At 65.1% G+C, this 18,019-nt stretch carries 27 protein-coding genes and 1 pseudogene; 5 read left to right on the top strand and 23 right to left on the bottom strand.

Annotated features, from left to right (window positions below; genetic code table 11):
• Positions 1-261: 261 nt before the first annotated feature.
• Positions 262-780, top strand: coding sequence for a hypothetical protein (locus tag I1E95_RS04205; RefSeq protein WP_197165726.1), 519 nt, complete (start codon positions 262-264; stop codon positions 778-780).
• A gap of 149 nt (positions 781-929) precedes the next feature.
• Here the strand turns inward: I1E95_RS04205 and I1E95_RS04200 are convergent.
• Positions 930-1,568: pseudogene (locus I1E95_RS04200) on the bottom strand (MBL fold metallo-hydrolase); the annotation flags it as partial.
• 139 nt (positions 1,569-1,707) lie between these two features.
• Here I1E95_RS04200 and I1E95_RS04195 point away from each other — a divergent pair.
• Positions 1,708-2,055, top strand: a complete 348-nt coding sequence (locus I1E95_RS04195; protein WP_197165724.1) for a helix-turn-helix transcriptional regulator — start codon at positions 1,708-1,710, stop codon at positions 2,053-2,055.
• Here I1E95_RS04195 and I1E95_RS04190 read toward each other — a convergent pair whose 3' ends face one another.
• Positions 2,056-3,351: an FAD/NAD(P)-binding oxidoreductase gene (locus tag I1E95_RS04190; protein WP_231594855.1), complete on the bottom strand. Its 1,296-nt coding sequence runs from the start codon at positions 3,349-3,351 to the stop codon at positions 2,056-2,058.
• Between the two features lie 109 nt (positions 3,352-3,460).
• Here I1E95_RS04190 and I1E95_RS04185 point away from each other — a divergent pair, with 109 nt between their 5' ends.
• Positions 3,461-4,402, top strand: a complete 942-nt coding sequence (locus I1E95_RS04185) for an ion channel (RefSeq protein ID WP_231594854.1) — start codon at positions 3,461-3,463, stop codon at positions 4,400-4,402.
• A gap of 30 nt (positions 4,403-4,432) precedes the next feature.
• Here I1E95_RS04185 and petC read toward each other — a convergent pair whose 3' ends face one another.
• From petC to psbA, 7 genes are all read right to left on the bottom strand, one after another.
• Positions 4,433-4,981: a cytochrome b6-f complex iron-sulfur subunit gene (gene petC, locus I1E95_RS04180; RefSeq protein ID WP_197165723.1), complete on the bottom strand. Its 549-nt coding sequence runs from the start codon at positions 4,979-4,981 to the stop codon at positions 4,433-4,435.
• A gap of 70 nt (positions 4,982-5,051) precedes the next feature.
• Entirely contained in the window at positions 5,052-5,696 is a 645-nt protein-coding gene (locus I1E95_RS04175) for a DUF3365 domain-containing protein (protein ID WP_197165722.1), read from the bottom strand.
• 4 nt (positions 5,697-5,700) lie between these two features.
• Positions 5,701-5,958 carry a DUF4079 domain-containing protein gene (locus I1E95_RS04170; RefSeq protein WP_197165720.1) on the bottom strand — a complete coding sequence of 86 codons (258 nt, stop codon included), beginning with the start codon at positions 5,956-5,958 and terminating at the stop codon, positions 5,701-5,703.
• A 242-nt stretch (positions 5,959-6,200) separates the two neighbouring features.
• Positions 6,201-7,259, bottom strand: coding sequence for an IS3 family transposase (locus I1E95_RS04165; RefSeq protein ID WP_231594669.1), 1,059 nt, complete (start codon positions 7,257-7,259; stop codon positions 6,201-6,203).
• Positions 7,256-7,765 (bottom strand): transposase, encoded by a 510-nt coding sequence (locus I1E95_RS16780; protein ID WP_231594670.1) that lies wholly within the window; start codon positions 7,763-7,765, stop codon positions 7,256-7,258. Before I1E95_RS16780 ends, I1E95_RS04165 begins: the two co-directional genes overlap by 4 nt.
• Positions 7,762-8,025, bottom strand: coding sequence for a DUF4079 family protein (locus I1E95_RS04160; RefSeq protein WP_197165718.1), 264 nt, complete (start codon positions 8,023-8,025; stop codon positions 7,762-7,764). Before I1E95_RS04160 ends, I1E95_RS16780 begins: the two co-directional genes overlap by 4 nt.
• A 179-nt stretch (positions 8,026-8,204) precedes the next feature.
• On the bottom strand, positions 8,205-9,284 hold the full coding sequence (gene psbA / locus I1E95_RS04155) for a photosystem II q(b) protein (protein WP_197165716.1): 1,080 nt from the start codon (positions 9,282-9,284) through the stop codon (positions 8,205-8,207).
• A 186-nt stretch (positions 9,285-9,470) separates the two neighbouring features.
• Here psbA and I1E95_RS04150 point away from each other — a divergent pair, with 186 nt between their 5' ends.
• Positions 9,471-9,962, top strand: coding sequence for a DUF3122 domain-containing protein (locus tag I1E95_RS04150; RefSeq protein ID WP_231594853.1), 492 nt, complete (start codon positions 9,471-9,473; stop codon positions 9,960-9,962).
• A gap of 207 nt (positions 9,963-10,169) precedes the next feature.
• Here the strand turns inward: I1E95_RS04150 and I1E95_RS04145 are convergent, their stop codons facing one another.
• The 12 genes from I1E95_RS04145 to I1E95_RS04095 all read right to left on the bottom strand — a co-directional run bounded on the left by I1E95_RS04145 (position 10,170) and on the right by I1E95_RS04095 (position 16,428).
• Positions 10,170-10,424: a DUF1651 domain-containing protein gene (locus I1E95_RS04145; protein WP_197165714.1), complete on the bottom strand. Its 255-nt coding sequence runs from the start codon at positions 10,422-10,424 to the stop codon at positions 10,170-10,172.
• Positions 10,421-10,933 carry a cytochrome gene (locus I1E95_RS04140; RefSeq protein ID WP_197165713.1) on the bottom strand — a complete coding sequence of 171 codons (513 nt, stop codon included), beginning with the start codon at positions 10,931-10,933 and terminating at the stop codon, positions 10,421-10,423. The genes I1E95_RS04145 and I1E95_RS04140 overlap by 4 nt, the downstream gene beginning before the upstream one ends.
• The gene (locus I1E95_RS04135; RefSeq protein ID WP_231594852.1) at positions 10,930-11,172 is read right to left on the bottom strand and encodes a galactose oxidase; all 243 of its coding nucleotides are present in this window, start codon (positions 11,170-11,172) and stop codon (positions 10,930-10,932) included. Before I1E95_RS04135 ends, I1E95_RS04140 begins: the two co-directional genes overlap by 4 nt.
• Before the next feature lie 72 nt (positions 11,173-11,244).
• Positions 11,245-11,733 carry a hypothetical protein gene (locus I1E95_RS04130; protein WP_197165711.1) on the bottom strand — a complete coding sequence of 163 codons (489 nt, stop codon included), beginning with the start codon at positions 11,731-11,733 and terminating at the stop codon, positions 11,245-11,247.
• On the bottom strand, positions 11,730-12,068 hold the full coding sequence (locus I1E95_RS04125; protein WP_197165710.1) for a hypothetical protein: 339 nt from the start codon (positions 12,066-12,068) through the stop codon (positions 11,730-11,732). The genes I1E95_RS04130 and I1E95_RS04125 overlap by 4 nt, the downstream gene beginning before the upstream one ends.
• 83 nt (positions 12,069-12,151) lie before the next feature.
• On the bottom strand, positions 12,152-12,403 hold the full coding sequence (locus tag I1E95_RS16775; RefSeq protein ID WP_231594851.1) for a hypothetical protein: 252 nt from the start codon (positions 12,401-12,403) through the stop codon (positions 12,152-12,154).
• Positions 12,404-12,499: 96 nt separating this feature from the next.
• Positions 12,500-12,958, bottom strand: coding sequence for an RAD52 family DNA repair protein (locus I1E95_RS16770; RefSeq protein WP_231594850.1), 459 nt, complete (start codon positions 12,956-12,958; stop codon positions 12,500-12,502).
• A gap of 34 nt (positions 12,959-12,992) precedes the next feature.
• On the bottom strand, positions 12,993-13,211 hold the full coding sequence (locus I1E95_RS04115) for a hypothetical protein (protein WP_197165709.1): 219 nt from the start codon (positions 13,209-13,211) through the stop codon (positions 12,993-12,995).
• An 85-nt stretch (positions 13,212-13,296) separates the two neighbouring features.
• Positions 13,297-13,917, bottom strand: coding sequence for a siphovirus Gp157 family protein (locus I1E95_RS04110; protein ID WP_197165708.1), 621 nt, complete (start codon positions 13,915-13,917; stop codon positions 13,297-13,299).
• 52 nt (positions 13,918-13,969) lie between these two features.
• Positions 13,970-14,491, bottom strand: coding sequence for an SLOG family protein (locus I1E95_RS04105; protein WP_197165706.1), 522 nt, complete (start codon positions 14,489-14,491; stop codon positions 13,970-13,972).
• 433 nt (positions 14,492-14,924) lie between these two features.
• On the bottom strand, positions 14,925-15,311 hold the full coding sequence (locus tag I1E95_RS04100; RefSeq protein ID WP_197165697.1) for a hypothetical protein: 387 nt from the start codon (positions 15,309-15,311) through the stop codon (positions 14,925-14,927).
• Between the two features lie 604 nt (positions 15,312-15,915).
• Positions 15,916-16,428: a cytochrome gene (locus I1E95_RS04095; protein ID WP_197165695.1), complete on the bottom strand. Its 513-nt coding sequence runs from the start codon at positions 16,426-16,428 to the stop codon at positions 15,916-15,918.
• 196 nt (positions 16,429-16,624) lie between these two features.
• Between I1E95_RS04095 and I1E95_RS04090 the strand changes: the two genes are divergently transcribed.
• Entirely contained in the window at positions 16,625-16,819 is a 195-nt protein-coding gene (locus I1E95_RS04090) for a hypothetical protein (protein WP_197165693.1), read from the top strand.
• Positions 16,820-16,903: 84 nt separating this feature from the next.
• On the opposite strand, the gene I1E95_RS04085 is transcribed toward I1E95_RS04090, so the two are convergent.
• On the bottom strand, positions 16,904-17,140 hold the full coding sequence (locus I1E95_RS04085; RefSeq protein WP_197165691.1) for a chlorophyll a/b-binding protein: 237 nt from the start codon (positions 17,138-17,140) through the stop codon (positions 16,904-16,906).
• A 230-nt stretch (positions 17,141-17,370) separates the two neighbouring features.
• Positions 17,371-17,514, bottom strand: a complete 144-nt coding sequence (locus I1E95_RS04080) for a chlorophyll a/b-binding protein (protein ID WP_006171031.1) — start codon at positions 17,512-17,514, stop codon at positions 17,371-17,373.
• Between the last annotated feature and the right edge of the window lie 505 nt (positions 17,515-18,019).

The raw sequence follows: 18,019 nt of genomic DNA, 5'->3' as shown, positions 1-18,019 counted from the left end.
CAGTCGCAATAGCTGTTATGTCAAGTCATTAGGAGCTTGCTGTCCCCGGCCCCGTCCCCCGCCTGATCGCCACCCTGCATCTGCAGGCCCGAGCGGTGGCAATTCCCTGGCCATCGCCCCCTCGAGCAGCACCCCTAGTCGCTGCATAACTGCCAGAAGTGCCAAAAGCGCCCCCTAGATGACCTGCAAAAGCTCGAAAAGTGAAGACCATCACCGGCCACTGGTGGGCGCCTGCGGGAGGTGGTTTCCTGCTGCCTAGGGATGCCTAGTGCTGCCATGGCCCGCGATCGCAAGGGAGCCCAGCTGAACCTGGAGGTGGAGCCCCAGCTGCTGGAGCGCCTGCGGGCCCGAGCTGCAGCTGATGGCCGCCCCCTGGCTGCCCTGGTGCGCCGCTGGCTGGAGGCTGGGCTGAGTGGTGCGCTCGAGCAGCCGGCCGCCCCTGCTGGCCCTGATCTGGCCGATCTGGCCGCCCGGGTGGGGTGGCTGGAGGCAGAGCTGGCCCAGCTGCGCAACGCAACCCCTAAACGGGTGGCCCCGGCGCCCCGAACGGATGAGCCGGTGACCCCTAATCGGGTGATTCCTGATCCCCCGACCGGGGCAATCACCACCGCCGAGCTGGCTGAGCGAACCGGCGCCAACCGGGGCGCCTGGAATACATGGGCCACCAAGGCCACCCCCGGCGATGTGCGCCACCACCCCCAGGCCGGGAGCTGGCGGCTGGTTGGCAAGTCCGCCCTTGATACAGGAGGCCCGGCCCGCTGGATGTGGGAGCAGGCCTAGGGATGCCTGGAGATGCCTAGTGCAGCTGCCTAGGGATGCCTGGTGTTTTGCCTAGTTGTGCCTAGTGCTGATCGCCGCGGCCCCTGCCGATCGGCTGTGCTGGCTGAGCTGGCTGCCTAGGGATGCCTAGTGCTGCCCCTTGCGTACTAGCCACACCGGGCGTTGAAGGCCTTCTCTTCGGCCACCGAGGTGACGGCGCGGCCGGTGTAGTCGTGGCCGGGATAGAGCAGGCAGCGCTCGGGCAGCGAGAGGATCTGCTCGTTGATCGAGGTCCAGAGGGTGTGGGCATTGCCCTGCTGGAAGTCGCAGCGGCCGCAGCCGCGAACCAGTAGCGCATCGCCGGTGAAGGCCATCGACTGGTCATCGAGCACGAAGCTGATGCAGCCGTCGGTGTGGCCTGGGGTGGCGCGCACCTCCAGGGAGCGACCGCCGAAGGCCACTCGATCGCCGTGTCGCAGCGGCAGGGTGACGTTCTCGGCACGGGCGGCGGCGGCCAGGCCGATGGCACAGCCAGTGGCCTCGTGCATCAGCCAGCTCCCTGTCACATGGTCGGCATGGGCATGGGTGTCGATTGACGCCACCAACTCGATGCCCAGCTCGCGAATCAGGGAGAGGTCGCGGCCATGCTGCTCGTAGACCGTGTCGATGATCACCCCCTTGCGGCTGGGCACGTCGGCCAGCAGGTAGGTGAAGGTGCCGGTGTCGCCGTCGAACAGCTGGCGGAAGAGCAGGGAACCACCGCCGGCGGCGGCAGAGAGGGACAGGGCGAGCGCGGGAGCGACGGCCATGGGTGATCGATCACGAACTTGTATGAGTGTAGCCGCATTATGGGCGTTAAGGCGATTTCGGTCGTCCGGGCCGCGGCGCTCCTCAGGCCCCCGCCATGCGCGCTTCGTGCATAATGCGTGTATCGACATAAGCCCGTCCATGCGCCGGACCCCGCCCCCGTCACTGCCCAGTCCCCAGCTCCTCGATGAACTCAGCGCCTTCTTCCGCCTGCTGAGCGAGCCGGCCCGCCTGCAGTTGCTCTGTCAGCTCAAGCACGGCGGCGCCATGGATGTGGCCTCCCTGATCGAGGCCACCGGATTCAGCCAGTCCCACATCAGCCGCCAGCTGGGGCAGCTCCAGAGGGCTGGCCTGGTGAGTTGTGTGCGGGATGGCACGCGGCTGATCTACGCGGTGGCCGACCCCCTGGTGGAGGACCTCTGCAACCTGGTGCAACGTCGGCTCAAGCAGCGGTTGGAGCAGCAGCTCAGCCAACTGCAGGCGGTGTGATCACGGCTGCTTGAACGCCAGCCCCAACGCACGCACCAACGGCGCCAGCGGCTTCAGGAAGCGGCTCTCGTGCAGACGGCCCTTGAGCACCCGGTGCCAGTACACCCACGGGAACACCCGCGTTTCCACCAGAAACATGCTCCAGCGCTCCTGGGTGGGATCCACCAGGAAGGAGCTGACGGGCTGGAGGTCATAGTCGAACTCCGCCATCACCACGCTGTGGAAGCTGGTGATCAACGGGCAGGCGGTGTAGCCGTCGTAGTAGGCCGCAAGCGGGCGTCCATCGACCTGAGCCAGCAGGTTGGCCACCAGCACCGGCGCCTGACCACGGATGGCGGCCAGGCTTTTCGAGGTGGGGAGAGAGCTCACATCTCCGAGAGCGAACACATCGGCAAATCGCTTGTGCTGGCAGGTGAGTTTGTTCACCTCCACCCAGCCGCCCGGACCCTCGATCGCCAGGGGGCTACGGGCCACCACGTCCGGAGCAGCCATCGGTGGCACCACATGAAGAAGGTCGAAGTGAATCTCCTCAAGGGAAGGTTCACGGCCTTCCACCCTGACCTCGAACACCGCCACCTGCTCCTCGGCGCGCACCTCGATCAGGTTGTGCAGCAGACGAGTTTCGATCCCCCGCCGCGCCACGACGCGCTCGACAGTGGCGTTGTAGGCCTTGACCGGATACAGCTGCGCCATGGCGGTGCAGAAGATCACCCGGGTGTTCACCCCCACGCCGCTGGTGGCCTTGAACACGTCGTCGGCCAGGTACATCACCTTCTGGGGGGCGCCGCCGCACTTGATCGGCGTGGCCGGATGGGTGAACAGGGCGGTTCCCCCCTGGAAGCCGCGGATCGTCTCCCAGGTGGCGGCGATGTGGGCGTGGGAATAGTTGCTGACGATGCCGTGGTGGCCGAGGCCCTCCGGCAGGCCCTTGATGGCGCTCCAGTTGAGCTGGAGGCCCATGGCCACCACGAGCACGTCGTAGCCGAGGGATTCACCGGCTGCGGTGATCACCCGGTGGGCCTCCGGCTCGAAGGTTGCCGCGCTGCCCTGGATCCAGACGGCACCCGCCGGGATCACAGCGGCCTCAGGGCGGTGGGTTGCTTCGTAGGGGAGCAGACCGGCGCCGGCCAGGATCCAGCCCGACTGGTACTCGTGAACGCAGGAGGGTTCCAGGATCGCCACATCGAGGCCGGGGCGGGTCCGCAGGAGCTGGCTGGCCACGGTGACGCCGCCAGAGCCACCGCCCACGATCAACACCTGATGGTGGCGGTGGCCCATGGTGCCGTATGCGGCCATCGATCACCTCTGAGCCTTCCTCTGTCTAGTCAGGCCCTGGTGAAACGGTGGCATCCCATACATAAATACATGCTTGCAAGCGCATAGGAGGATAAAGTCTGTTGGCGTGATGACGGTGCGTTCGATGGCGCCATGGCAACAGGCTTCAGCTGAGGGCGACCGAGTGCCTCCGGTGCGGCTCCAGAAGCATGGCGGCATCTTCTCGTCGGTGAATCCAGCCGACTGGATGCGCCAGTGGCGCTATCCCAATCACCTGATGCTGGCCGTTCCGTGGCCGGTCTTCTTTGCGTTGATCGCCGTGGGATACGTGCTTCTCCACCTGGTGTTCGCCGCCCTTTATTGGCTGGATCCCCATGGGATCTCGGGCGTGGCTGGCCCTGCAACAAGTTTCCTGGAAGCATTCTTCTTCAGCGTGCACACCCTGGGGGCGATCGGCTATGGAGCGCTCTATCCCAGCAGTCTCTTCACGAATCTGATTGTCACCATCGAGTCATTGGTGGGGTTGATTTTAATTGCCCTGATCACAGGATCGACCTTCAGCCGTTTCTCGAGGTCCACAGCGCGGATCCTGTTCTCGGATGTGGCTACCGTACATGCCTATAACGGACTGCCCACCTTGATGTTCCGTGTGGCCAATGAACGGCGCAAGACCATTCTCGATGCCAAGATTCGGACCTATCTCGCCATCGATGAGCGCACTTCGGAAGGTCACCGGATGCGACGTCTGCACCCGATGACGTTGAACCGCGATTGTGCGCCTCTCTTCCTGCTCACCTGGACAGTGATGCATGCGATCGATCAGCACAGCCCCTTGCATAGACTTACTCCCCAGGAGCTGACCGCAAGCCAAGCCGACATCGTGATTTCGTTCAGTGGCATTGACGAAACTCTGGAGCGGCCGATCCACGCCCATCACAACTACCCAATTGCCCAGGTGCTCTTCGGTGAGCGCTTCGTGGACATGATGGAGGAGCAGGATGGCGAGGGCCAAAGCTTCGACTTCGCCAATTTCAACCGGACCTCGATCTGTCCCTCCGTAGAGCCGTCCTGACCAGCTGGAGCCAGATCCCTCACACCAAGCTCAGCTCCACCACGGCTTCCCCCCGGCGCGGGGATCGATTTCGCTCCAGGGGTTGAGCTGCACCCGTTCGCCAGCCACCGCCACATGGGCCATGGCCCGGGGGAGCGGGGCGGGACCGCGGACCACAGCCCCCTCAGGGTCGTACTGGCTGCCGTGGCAGGGGCAGATGAACTTGTTCTCGCCGCTGTTCCAGGGGACCACGCAACCCAGATGGGTGCAGATGGCATGGATGCCGATGGCACCGATGGCACCCTGCCCTTCGACGATCAGACAGGTGGGATCGCCCTTGAGGCCCTGCACCAGGCTGCGGTCGCCTTCCGGGTGGCTGGCCAGCCAGCCGTTGGCCGCGATCGGATTGCCGAGTTCATCCAGGGCAAGGGCACCACCCGATAAGCCAGCCTCCCGTGGAGGGATGAAGTAGCGCACCACCGGATAGAGGGCGCCGAGCGCCACCCCGGTGACGGCACCGAAGGTGAGCAGGTTCATGAACTGACGACGGCCCAGGTTGGGGGCCTCGCTGCTGGACGGTCGTGAGGGAATGAGGGCCATGACCCTGGACTTCCAGTTCGGCCTATGACGAGATACACATAAAGCAGAGAAATCCTTGGGCTGGCGTGGCTCAGCCCGCGGCGGCGGCGAGAGCCGCCTGAACCTCCGGCAGGTGCACGGCATACATGCCGCGCAGGTCACCCACCTTGAAGTCGAAGGCCTTGTCGTCGGGGTAGTTGTCCTTGATGAATGCCGGCCGACTGGCCTTGGTGCCGTGGCAGGCCAGGCAACTCGGCTGCACGTTGATGCGGCGGTAGTAGTTCAGGCCGGTACCTTGTTCTGCCATGGCCGGTTCCCAGAGCCCGTTGATCTCAGGATGTCTGGTGAACAGATCGATCACCTGACTCTCCTGAGGGTTGGCGGGGGCGTGGTCGGGGTTGCGGTACTTGCCGGCCACCTGACGCACCTGCCAGCCGTTCTCCTTACCGATGGCGATGGCCCGCATGCCCACCGGTTTGCACACCTCCTTCATTGTTTCGATGGTGGGCTCCTCGGTGCGGCCCTCGAGCGTGGAGGCCAGGGAGATGCGCATCTGATCGAGCTGCTCCATCGCCACCACGGCCTTGGCGAGGGCTGCCGAGTCGACCGGTGGCGTGGCCTCGGCAGCCAGGGTGGTGCTCGGCAGGGCTGTCAACAGCCCAACGCCGACAAGCATCAGCAGCAGGGTGGAGAGGGCCCGCCGTGCCAGCCGCTGGAGAAGAGTGGTGGAGGTCATCGGATCAGGTGCCAAGGGACGTTGGTGCTGCCGCTGAACTCAGCAGCTTCTGGACGATGGCGATGCCGCTGATGGCCTGCCAGCCGAACAGCAGCAGCACCCCCCCATTGATGGCTACGTGCAGGCCCCGAGCCCAGTCCTTGCCCTTCTGGAGGGAAGGGCCCAGGGAGGCCGTCGCGATCACCAGCACGACAACGGTCAGCCCCACGAACAGGTGGGGGCCGATGATCAGCTTGCCGTTCTTGAGGAAGGTGGCAGCCATCCCCCCGGCAGCTCCCAGCAGCGGGACCTATCAGGGAAGTTGTCCGCTCGGGGTGCTGAGCTGAGCACCGAGATGGACTGTACTGCGAGTTGAGGTTCAGGGGCCGCACGGCCGGGGTGTTGTTGTCATCGATGGCTGTCTTCGGTCGGGGTTGGGGCGTCCGGCCCCTGATCGCGGCTGTTGCCGATCGCGCCCTTGGAGGGGCGCCATCGGACAGCCACGGGGGCCTGGATTGTTGAGGGTCAAGCAGCCACAGGTTTCTGCGGTCGCGGATGGTTGATGCTCACAACCTGTGGCTGTAACCAGTTGCGGGGTGGCCGGCTCCAGCGCTGAGGATGCCTCTGCCGAGCTTCCTCATAGGTCTGTTGGCGGATGGCGCAGATCGCGTCAGCCTGGCCGTAATGGCGCTGATTGGGCGTCACGTACTTGATGCCGCTGTGCCGGTGCTCAGCGTTGTACCACTCGACAAAGCCATCCACCCAGGCTTTCACCGAAAGCAGATCCCGGAATCGCCTGAGCGGATAACTCTGGTGGTATTTCATCGTGCGGAACCACGACTCGGCATAGGCGTTGTCATTGCTGACGCGTGGCCTCGAGAACGAAAGCGACACCCCCAGCTCCGCCATCTTGGCCGCCAGAGTGAATGAGCGCATGGGGGCGCCATTGTCCGAGTGCAGGACCGCAGCAGTCTCCTTGCTGATCCCTTCATCGCGGCAGACACGATCAAAGAATGCGCTGGCCAACTCGCTACATTCATGCTCATGCACCTCTGCGCCGAGGATGCGCCGGCTCCATACATCCATCACCATGTAGAGGTAATAGAACTGCCCCTTCACGGGGCCGGGGAGGAGGGTGATATCCCAGGCCAGTACTTGATGGATGCCCGTTGCTTCCAACACCGGAACCTCCCTGGGCTCACGCGGCAGGCGGGTTCTGCCACGGTGGTTCAGCAGACCCTCTTGCCGCATGATGCGGTAAATCGTGGACTCTGAACCCACATAGATTCGCTCCTCGGCAAGGATGGCCACGATCTGGGCGGGAGTGAGGTCCGCGAATCGCGGATCGTTGACGATGTGAATTAAGCGCTGCCGCTCTTCTGGTGTGAATCGGTGCGCCACATTCCGTGGAGAGCCTTTGCGGCGATCCTGGCTGAATCCATGTGTCTGGAACGCAATGCCCCAGCGCCGTAACGTGCGTGAGCAGATACCGATCAGATCTGCAATCGCCGTGGCAGAAGCCCCTTCTTTGAGACCTTCTCGGAACAATTCCATCAGCTGACTTCTATCCTCTGGCGGGATCATTGTTCCTCGTCCCGTGGCCACAGCTGATCGAGCTTTTTTGAGAGCATCAGCAGTGTTGCCGCCTCCGAGAGAGCCTTCTCCTTCTTCTCCAATTCGCGTTGTAAGCGGCGATTCTGGCGAATCAGCTCCTGATTCTTACGCTGAAGTTCTCGCTGATCAGCCATGCTCGGAGCGCTGGGGCCATTGGCATCCTCGGCGGCCTGCCGCCAGCGGGCAAGCTGTTTGGGGTAGAGGCCCCGCTCACGGCAGAAGGCCCCGAGATCAGGGCCACTCAGGCCGGCCGCCTGGATCACAGCGGCCAGCTTGTCGAGAGCGCTCCACTGCTCTGGCGGCTTGGTGGTGGCTGGCACGAGCTGACCCTGCTTCTGCCACTGGCTGCGCCAGTTGTAGAGGGTCTGGGTCGTGATCCCGGTAGAGCGGGCGATCTCGGCCACGCTCTCCCGGTTTGGCGGGCTCATGCGCTGGCGGACTTGGTCCCGCACAGCGGTGTCATAGGTCGGTTTCATGGTCGTCGGTTTGGCCCCCTGGTGGATGGGTCAGACCGAGCGGACAACTTTCCTGACGCAGGGGGCAGGGTGAGGCCCAGGATCACCGCACCGAGCTGGGCGTGACGCTGGCCAAAACGCAGGGGAACCATCGTCTTGCGTTCCTCGGCGCTCACCTTGCGGATCAGGCTGGCCTTGAAGCCGAGGTAGCCCGAGTAGAGCATCAGGCCAAGCAGCACCCACATGAGCACTGGATGGACGAAATTCAGGGCGAAGGGCATGGTGCCAGGGCAAGGGAACTGGTCCGCGTCGGCGGCATCATCTGAAGTCTGGACAGGAGGCCCACGGGTGATCGGCAGGGATCCTGGAGATCGACAAGGGCCCGGATCACTCCAGGCCCCGGTTCGATGCTCAGACCGTTGAGCGAAGAGGGATCGACTGGGCGGGGGTCAAAGTCCCGCTAACCGATCGCCGGCGCGCTGAGCACCACGGGGGTGCTGGCGGTCGTGGCCAGATCGAGGGGGAAGTTGTGCACGTTGCGCTCATGCATCGCCTCGATGCCCAGACCGCCCCGATTGAGGATGTCGGCCCAGGTGTTCACCACCCGGCCCTGGTGATCCACGATCGAATGGTTGAAATTCAGGCCGTTGAGGTTGAACGAGAAGCTGGCCACGGACAGGGCCGCGAACCAGATGCCCACCACGGGCCAGGCCGCCAGGACAAAGTGCAGGCTGCGGCTGTTGTTGAAGGAGGCGTACTGGAAGATCAGCCGGCCGAAGTAACCGTGGGCCGCCACGATGTTGTAGGTCTCCTCCTCCTGGCCGAATTTGTAACCGCGGTTCTGGCTCTCGGTTTCCGTGGTCTCCCGCACCAGTGAGCTGGTGACGAGCGAGCCGTGCATGGCCGAGAACAGGCTGCCGCCGAACACGCCGGCCACGCCGAGCATGTGAAAGGGGTGCATGAGCACGTTGTGCTCGGCCTGGAGCACCAGCATGAAGTTGAAGGTGCCGGAGATGCCCAGAGGCATGCCGTCGGAGAAGGAACCCTGCCCGATCGAGTAGATCAGCAGAACGGCCGTGGCGGCGGCCACCGGTGCGGAATAGGCCACGGCGATCCAGGGGCGCATGCCGAGGCGGTAGCTGAGTTCCCACTCGCGGCCCATCCAGCAGAAGATGCCGATGAGGAAGTGAAAGATGATCAGCTGGTAGGGGCCGCCGTTGTAGAGCCATTCGTCGAGGCTGGAGGCGGCCCAGATCGGGTAGAAGTGCAGGCCGATGGCGTTGCTGGAGGGGACCACCGCGGCGGTGATGATGTTATTGCCGTAGAGAAGTCCCCCGGAGACCGGCTCGCGGATGCCGTCGATGTCGACGGGTGGAGCGCCGATGAAGGCGATCAGGAAGCAGCAGGTGGCGGCGAGCAGGGTGGGGATCATCAGCACACCGAACCAGCCCACGTAGAGGCGGTTCTCGGTGCTGGTCACCCAGTCCTTGAAACTGTTCCATGGATTGCCCCAGGAACGCTTGAGGATGGTTGTCGTCATGGCCAGGAATGAAGACGGGGCTGGGGAGAGCTGTGAAGGCGCGGGCGGCCCACAGTGGTGGACGACCAGCTGGACGCCGACTCTTCCCGATAAAACAGTAGCGTTGAAACCTTCTATGACGCGATAGGCGTTATGAGCATTTCTTCTCAAGGTGCTGGTGCGGGTTGCCGCCCTGCTCCTCACCGGTTGCATCGACCCAACTGGCGACCCGTCTTCGCCGCTGTTCTGCTTGCCCTGACCCTGATGGTTCTGCCGCTCCAGGCCCAGGCAGCAATCGATCCACAGCGCTGGACCCTCACGGATTCCTCGGGTCATTCCTGGGGCATGACCCTGTTTGAGCAGCCTGATCCCGCCTACCCAGCCGGCTGGCGCCTACGCCTGACGGCCCGCTCACCAGGACAGGTGGTGGATCACCAAAGGCCGCTGCTCCTGAGTGATGGCCTGGGCGGTGCCTGGAATCTGCCGAACCGCAGTGAGGAACTGGTGCGACAGGGGGAAGAGGTGATCCCCGAGGCCTCGGCCCAGTTCGACGCCCATGCCCTGGATCCCAGGCCCAGCGACGTGCTGCCCCTGCAACTGGAGGTGCCGACCGACAATCAACAGGGGACGACCTTGGTCATGCTGCAACCTGAAGTGGTGCAGGCGCTCCATGAGCTGCCACCGAGCCTGGCGACCTGATTGCCTTGGGCTTTCGCGCCATCGGTCCTCTCCCCCTGCATCCGTACGGCAAACCGCTGCTGGTCACCACTGTGGGGAACTGAATCCCCAGTCCTTCTCGCGGATCTCACACCCCAGCTTGACGGCTGCTGATGATCGGCAAGGCGGTGGGCATCGGTTCAGAGCTCAGCTTGGTGGGGGGTGGATCGCTCTGGGCGGTCGTCGCGGTCACCATTGGGGACTGCAAGGGGTCCAGCCCGCCTTGCGTTTCTCCTCCCAGAGCTTGAGGGCCTCAGCCCGGCTCAGCTCCCGGCGTGATTTCAGCATGGGGATCTCCTGATCGGGAAGCAACTCGCCGGTGGTGATCTCAAGCCGTTGCACCTGGCGCTCCCAGCGGGTCGGGCGAAAGCGCAGCACCTGGCGCCCGTCGCTGATCCAGCCTTCCTGCGGGGTCAGGGGGACTCGAGGTGATGGCCGGCTCATGCCTCCTTGAGGCGGGCCTCGATCAACCGGCAGCACTCCTGCACGTCGTTTGCGTTCTGTACTCCCTTGTCGAGCGAGCAGAAAAACTCCCGCCACAGCACCGGCACCGCCAGCAGGATCAGCGGCCTGCCGCCGTTGAGCGCGTGGGCGGCTTCCGAGGCCGTGCCGGGGCCACCTCCCCCGCAGACCACCACCACATCGGCGCTGAGCACGTTGATCACGTTGCGGGCCTTGCCCATGCCGGTGAACACGGCCAGATCAAGGTCCGCCGTTTTTTGCCTGTCATCACCGTTCCCTTCACCGGGCAACACCCCCACCACCAGGTGCCCCTCCACCCGAGCCGCGCCGCGACTGGCCGCTGCCATCACCCCCGCCGGCCGGCCACCGGTGAGCAGAACCCACCCCCGGGCGCTGATGCATTCCCCCAGCTCCTCGGCCAGACGCATGGCTGCAGCCGAGGCACCTTCCCCCGCACCCATCACGCCCACCACCGTTCGCCGGTTGCTCATGCCACCTCCGGTGCCCAGCCCCGCTGGCGCGTCATGTCATCGGTCCAACCCTGACAGCGGTGAGTGAGGTGCTCCCCGTGGGCCAGCAGTCCCTGGTGCAGCTGGCAGGTGAGCAGTGGGATGCAGTTAGGGCCGGCGTGATGGCGAAACCAGTGGCAGGTCATGCAGACCTTGCGACTACGGCTGTGGCGCAGCACCTCCGCATCGAGATATGACCACTCCTCGATGGAGGACTCCATGAACCCGGCATCTTCCGCGAGGGAGCGGCGCAGACGGACACCCATACCCCTGTACCCATGCGTACACCTGTACTAGCACGTTTGCTCTGACGGCCGCAGCGCTGATGGGCGCAGCGCCTCGATGCGGACCGGCAGCTCTTCGTAGCTGATGCCTTCCCCGTAGGCCCGAATCAGCGGTTGCATGCCGATCGATTTGCGTTCGGCATGCAGCCTTGCGGTGGGCACCACCCAAAACCGCCACTGGCTGAGGTTCTGCGGATCCACCAGCTCGGGGTCCTGCTCCGCCAACAGGCAGAAGACGTAGGCGGTGGCGACCCGCTGCTCGATCGGGAAGCTGATCACGCTTCGCCCCTCCTGCGGCCAGGACTGCACATAGGCCGCCGACTTCACCTCCAGGCTGATCGCGCCATCGGTCACGTCCACCTCGGCCCACTCGATGCGGTGCTCGCCGGGATCGAGCCCCAGGGCCCGGTGCACAAGCCACTCGGCATAGGCACCGCGGGTGCGGTTCTCCAGCAGGTGGCCGGAGTTCCAGCGGAGGAACCCGTTGAGGTCATTCATGGCCGGTTTGCTTCAGGACGCAAGGGCACAAAGATCCGATTGCCGTTCGCCTTGTTGGTGAACACGGCATTGCCCTGGACGAAGATCTGCCGCTCCCAGATCCCACCGAGCGAATCCCGGAGAGTGGAGAACGGGAAGCCCTGTTTCTCGAGGCGGTAGGTCATCGCCTTGCCGTCCTGCCAGACGATGCGCACCGTGCCATCCGGGGAGTGGGTATCGCGGCAGCCGATCGGCTGGTCGTTGAACGCGCAGGCCTTCCAGCCTTCGGCGCGGCCGATCATCACGAGACCACAGGTCAGCCAGCCGAGCGAGAGGACGGCACCGCCCAGGAGCATCCGCAGCATCGGTGGTGTCCACTCTCCTTGGAGTATCGCCACCCCGCCGGTTTTTCTCCCCCCGGAGGCCGGGAGACCTACGGCTAGGCCGCCACCTGCTGGTGCTGAACCAGGTAGGCCTCAATCCAGTCGTGATGGCGCTTCTGGAGGATCCGATCCGCGATGGAGGTGGCCTCCTCCGGCACCTGAAACCGCTTGCGGAAGGCCTTGGTGAAACCTTCGAGCACCGGCCGGGGCAGTCCGCGCAGGGTGGCGAGGATCTGGCGGGTGGTCGCCGGGTCGAGGGGGATGAGGCTGGGGTCGTGGCTGGCTTCCGCTGCGGCGGCTGGGGTCACTGGGGACGGGCTGCGCTGGATCGATCGTGCGCCGTTGCTGGCAGTGGCAGGCGGAGGAGCGCCGTTGTCCCCTGCCGAGTGGGTGACCTGCCGCTGCTATTTGTCGTAGAGCGCCAGGCCGAACGGGTTCCCGAAGGTCATCAGCGCCCGCTTCATGGCATCGGTTTCGGCCTCCTTGAGGGCCGATTCATGGGCCTGGCCCAGATCGGTGTCGATGCCGTGGCCGGCACCGCTGCCCTCACGGATCACTTGGGCCCCTGGCCCCTCACCGACGGTGATGCGGACCCGGGCGGTGTAGGTGACACCCCAGCCAGGCCTGGCCTCACGGCCCGTGCCCCTGGCACCGATGGGGCGCTCGGACTGGTTCACGCAGCGGACCTCGATGGTTTCCCGCTGCCAGCCATCGAACCCGAAGATCCGATTGGCTTCCGCGATCACCTGCCACCCCTCCAGGTAGCTGACCTTGGAGCGACCCTGCTCGCGTTGGCGCACCTTGGCGCGATCGAGGGGGGCGGAGAGGCAGGCGATCTGTTCGGTGGAGAAGGTGCACGTCATGGCTTCGAGGGGTTAGTGGGAACGGGGACCGGAATTAGTGGGCGGAGGTTTCAGGCGGCAGTGGCTCGATCAGTACCCAGCAGGGCGGCTCGCTGCAGTGGAAGTGATCCGGCGAGGGCCTGCGGCCCGGCTTACGGGTGATCGGCACCACCCAGCTGCTCAGCCGTGTGGACCAGATGTGGCCCCTGGGCCGTGGGCTGGTGGGTGTGGTGGTGGAGCTGGAGCTGGCGCTGCCGTAGGTGGAGAGATTCATGGGTTCTGGTGATCTGGTGATGGCTCTGAATGGATGACCTGGGCCCGCCCCTGCAGCAGGCCCATAACGAGGGGGCACTGCCCCCTCAGTGGATGCGCCAGGAGCGGCGGGAGAGGAGCTGGGCGCCAGGGATCTGCTGGCCGGCCTTGAGGGCTTCCTTGATGGCGGCCTTATCGGGCTGGGTGGTGGTTTTCACCGTCAACCACTCGGGAGCCAGGGCCTGCTCGTCCTCGATCTCAACGGCCTGGGACTTGCGGCTGCTGAGCTCGTGATTCGGGAACAAGAAGCGGGTGGCCGAGGGCTGCAGGCGGGTGAGCACCAGCACCAGCGATTCCTCCAGGGCATCAGCCCGGCTCCCATCGGAGCGCGACAGCTCGGTGAGCCGCTTGGCCTGCTGCTGGCGGTAGGCAGCCTGGCCGCGCAGGTGCTTGATCACCCAGCAGGTGGCATCGGCCTTGGCGGCGAGGGCCTGTTTGTTGCCCTCCTCGGCCAGCAGGGCGGCCTCCAGATCAGAGAGGGCCTGGGCACGGGAGTTGTCGTCGTCGGCTTCCAGCTGTTGGGCCAGCTGGCTGATGGCGGTGGTGAGCTCCTGGGCCTCGATGCCCAGCTGCCAGAGGGAACCGGAACGATGCAGGGTGCAGGCCGGCCCGGCGGCCTGGGGGAGAGCTGGGGAGAGAGGAGCGGCGGGGGCAGTGAGAACGGCCATGGGGTGGTGAATGGGGATGAGGGACAAGAAGAACGGAGGCGGCGATTGCCGCTCAGGCGGCCAGGGGCTCCGGAGAGAACGGCGGCTGCACTTCCATCACCACCACCGGCACCGGCGAACGGAAGGAGCAGCGGCGGGCCTGCTGAACCAGCGAGGCCGTGCCAGGCCCGCCGGGGAAGGCGATCACCAGCACCGAGGCGCTGGATGCTGGGGAGGTGAGGGCCTGGGCTTCCACCAGGGCCTGCTCAAGCAGAAGGCGATTGCGGATGGGGCCGGCACTGCGGCCATAGCGGCGCCAATCAGCAGCGAGGGACTGGACCCGCCAGCCGAGCTGATGGGCAGCGCGGCCGATGGCGCGATCAGCGCCACGGGCTCCGCCATGGAGCAGCAGATGGACAGGCCGGCCACCGCTGCGCTGGAGCAAGGCGGAGGCGATGAGCTCCTGGGGCCAGACGAGATCACGGCCACCGGCAGCGACGATGACGACAGCTCGAGGCGCCAGCACCGGCGGCGGCAACAGGCCAGGGAGAGGCAATGCAGCGGCCTGGGCCACTGCAGCAGAGGACAAGCTCATTGGCTTCAGAGCAAACGAACGGGGCAAGTTGTCCGAGGATTTCGTTGCCGCAGGCGATGGGCTCGTGGCCTTTGGCGCAGTCCTTATTCTACCAGTACAAACGCACTGCTCAGCAGGTAGAACGACTACGGGGCAGCGGATCTGCGCAAAGCAAAGCCATGCGCAGGCGAACTTGAAAGCTGATAAGCAAGACCACCAGATTCAGTACTGACTGCCCAGCTGGCCGCGCAGTCGCGCGAGGAGACTTGGGGCCTCATTCCAGCCCCATCAACGCGGGCGAATGCCCGGCCACCGCAGCCGCGGGAGAGCGGCCCTGCCCACCACCCCCACATCGGCCCCGGAGCGGAGGGCGGCGGCTGGCCGATGCACGCCACGGCGCAGCCGTGGCACGCTGAAGGACGGCCGTCGCCGACCGGAGCCCTGCGGTGTCTGCTCAGCCCCAGGGAACGTCCAGGAACTCCACCAGCAGCACGCCCCGGTGGGTGCCAAGGATTCTCACTAGCCCTGCCTTGGCAGCACGTTCCATACCGGGACGTTCCTTGCGCACCTGCTCGGCGGTGGCCAGCACCCGCACCCAGCCGCCGGTCATGAAGTCCTCGCTGCCTGTCTCAAAGGCCTGCAGCCGCCGGTGCTGGTTGCTGTTGCGTTCGTAGTACAGGCCCCCGCTGGTGGGGTCCGTCCCCTCTGCCCAGACCTGATCGACCATCAGCTTCCCGATCGCCAGTGGGTCCTGCGTCGCTGCGTCAATGGCCTCGCCATCGAGCACCAGCGGGTTGCCCGGGTCGTCACGGTTGTCAGAAACGATCAATCGGTGGCCCATGACCGGGTTCTGCTCAGCCCCTTGCTGTCGCGTGATCTCGCTGCATCGGGTGATCCGGCGATGTCGCTTCTCAGTCTGGCTGCGGAACAGATATCAGCCCCAACCTGCTCCCATCAGCAGCCTCTCCTGTACCCGCTGGACCGCGCCTCAAGCTGGTGCCACAGCGCTCATGCCGCCGCTGCCAGTGCCGGAACGACAGGGATCTGGAGTCTCCAACTCCGTCCATCCATCACAGACCGTGAATGGCGGTATAAAAGACGGTATAGATAGAACCGCTTACCGTCCCAAGCCTTCCTACAGCAGTCGATCCCGTCCGATGTGCACGGACACCCTCTCCGTTGACAGATCAGAGATCAGAGCGGTGAGACCCCGTTTGATCCCCTCACGGCCTCATTGAAAGGGCGCCCCGTGTCGAGCGCCCTTGGGCCGGTTGCAGGGTCTCGGCTCGCGCTGCCCTGGTCGTGGCCTCTGATTCATTAATAGAACCGTCTGGCCGTGGTGTCAGTACGGCAAACCTCACTCCTGGGCCATCGCCTCACCGCCGGGGCTGAGTGGGTCTCCAGCTCTCCTGTGGGGTCAGGGGACCTGAGCTGATGGCCGGCTCTCATGCCTCTCTGAGTCGTGCCTCGATCAGGCGGCAGCACTCCTGCACGGCGCTCGCGCTCTCCACCCCCTCACCGAGCGAGCAGAAGAACTCCCGCCACAGCTCCGGCACTGCCAGCAGAATCAGCGGCCTGCCACCGTTGAGCGCATGGGCGGCTTCCGAGGCCGTGCCGGGGCCACCGCCCCCGCAGACCACCACCACATCGGCGCTGAGCACGTTGATCACGTTGCGGGCCTTGCCCATGCCGGTGAAGACGGCCAGATCCAGGTCCGCCGTGTTTTGCCTGTCGTTGTCGGTCCCTTCACCGGGCAACACCCCCAACACCAGGTGCCCCTCCACCCGAGCCGCGCCGCGGCTGGCGGCCGCCATCACCCCCGCCGGCCGGCCACCCGTGAGCAGCACCCACCCCCGGGCGCTGATGCACGCTCCCAGCTCCTCGGCCAGACCCATGGCGGCTGCCGAGGCTCCCTCTCCGGCACCCATCACACCCACCACCGTTCGCCGGCTGCTCATCTCACCTCCAGGCACCAGCCCCGCCGGCGCGTCATGTCGTCACTCCAACCCTGGCAGCGGTGAGCAGAGGCATGGCGTGGACCCCGATCCGGTGCCGATCTGCAGCGCCGTACCGGCGTTGGCTGGTTTCACGATCCAACTCACGCTAAGCCGCGGGCTCAGCTGGATACGGTTGCAGCAGAGACAGGCGAAATCGATGCTCGGCGAGCTGGTGCTGGCCATCGGACTCCCCCTGGCCCTGCTGCTGCTGGCGATTCTTGCGCTGGAGCGGTGGGGCGATGGTCTGCCCCCCTGGCTGCGGAGTCTCTCGCAGCGGCCCTCGATGCTGTGGAACACCGGAGTCGGACTGATCATCGGCCTGTCGCTGCTGCGCTGGTTGCTGCAGCGCTGAGGTGGACGCGATGGTGGGTGTACACAACAAGACCCCCAGGCAGGGCCCGGGGGTTCGCGGTGGCTGGCGCCTGGGCGCGGAAGGTCAGAAACAGAACGGCAGAAACTTGGTGCGGCAGGCGACGTACCCGTCCACAAGGGGTCCGAGGCCGATCTGGTGGGCGATGCCGAAGCCTGTGAGGCCCTCGACCACCACCCCGATCACCAGGCCCAGCATGGCGGCGCGGCCATTGAAGAGCTCGGCGTGCTTGAGCTGATCCAGATGGATCTGCCGTTCGGTGGGCTCCTGGAAGCGCGTCCCGTCGGCTGGCGTGTTGGTCATGGGTCTCCAGATGTGGGTGAGTGGGGTTGAGGGGTCAGTCCGCGAGATCGGGTTGAAGCAGGGCTCCGGCCAGCCATGCGCTCAGAAGGACGACAGTGAGAGTGGCGATCATCGTGTCTACTGAGCCAGGTCGCTGGGACGACTGAGCAGGTAGGTCACCATGCCGGTCAGAACAACCACAAGGGCGATGACGGCGGCTGTGGCTGCGGTGTAGTCGGTGCTCATGGTGTTCAGCCCAGTCCGATCTGGGAGAGGATGCCCTGACCGGTGAGCAGCTCGGTGCCGAGGCCGATCACGAAGCCGAGCATGGCGAGTCGGCCATTCCAGGTTTCGGCGAAGGCGACGAACCCGAAGCGGGAAGCGGAGTCAGTCATGCGTGTTTCGGATTGTTTCGCTAACTGTAACAGACTGTAAAGCTCGCTGTGGATCCCGGGCGGCCCTGAGGCCATGAACAGGTCCGGTGCAGCGCTCGCGGCTGAACAACGTCGACTGGAGCGCGAGCCTGAGACGTTTGATGAACCCTGGCGAACGCAGCGGCGTTTTCCGAGGTCCGTCAACACCACGCGATCACTGATCGAATCGGGATCTGTCGCTGCCTGCTGGGGCGCCTGCGGAGCGCAGAGGGGAACGAACGGCGCGTCTGAGAGGTGGCCATGACGCATGGGGCCAGGTCCGCGTCTGTTCCCGAACGAATCCGTGAGCGCACCGTTCGTGAGCATGAACGATGAACACACGGATCAGCAGGGCCATGCGGATACGACGCCTGCAGGTGTAGTCAGGACTACCAGATATTGAGCCACTTAACCGGCTGTCCAGTTGCCCATCATATAACGATCACGTTGAAGATCGCCGGATGGTGAGCGCTTCGCAACAGAAATG

Source organism: Synechococcus sp. CBW1107 (assembly GCF_015841355.1).
Classification (GTDB): domain Bacteria; phylum Cyanobacteriota; class Cyanobacteriia; order PCC-6307; family Cyanobiaceae; genus Regnicoccus_A.
The sequence above is the reverse complement of the archived record's forward strand: the minus strand, read 5'-3'. Positions and strand labels throughout refer to the sequence as shown.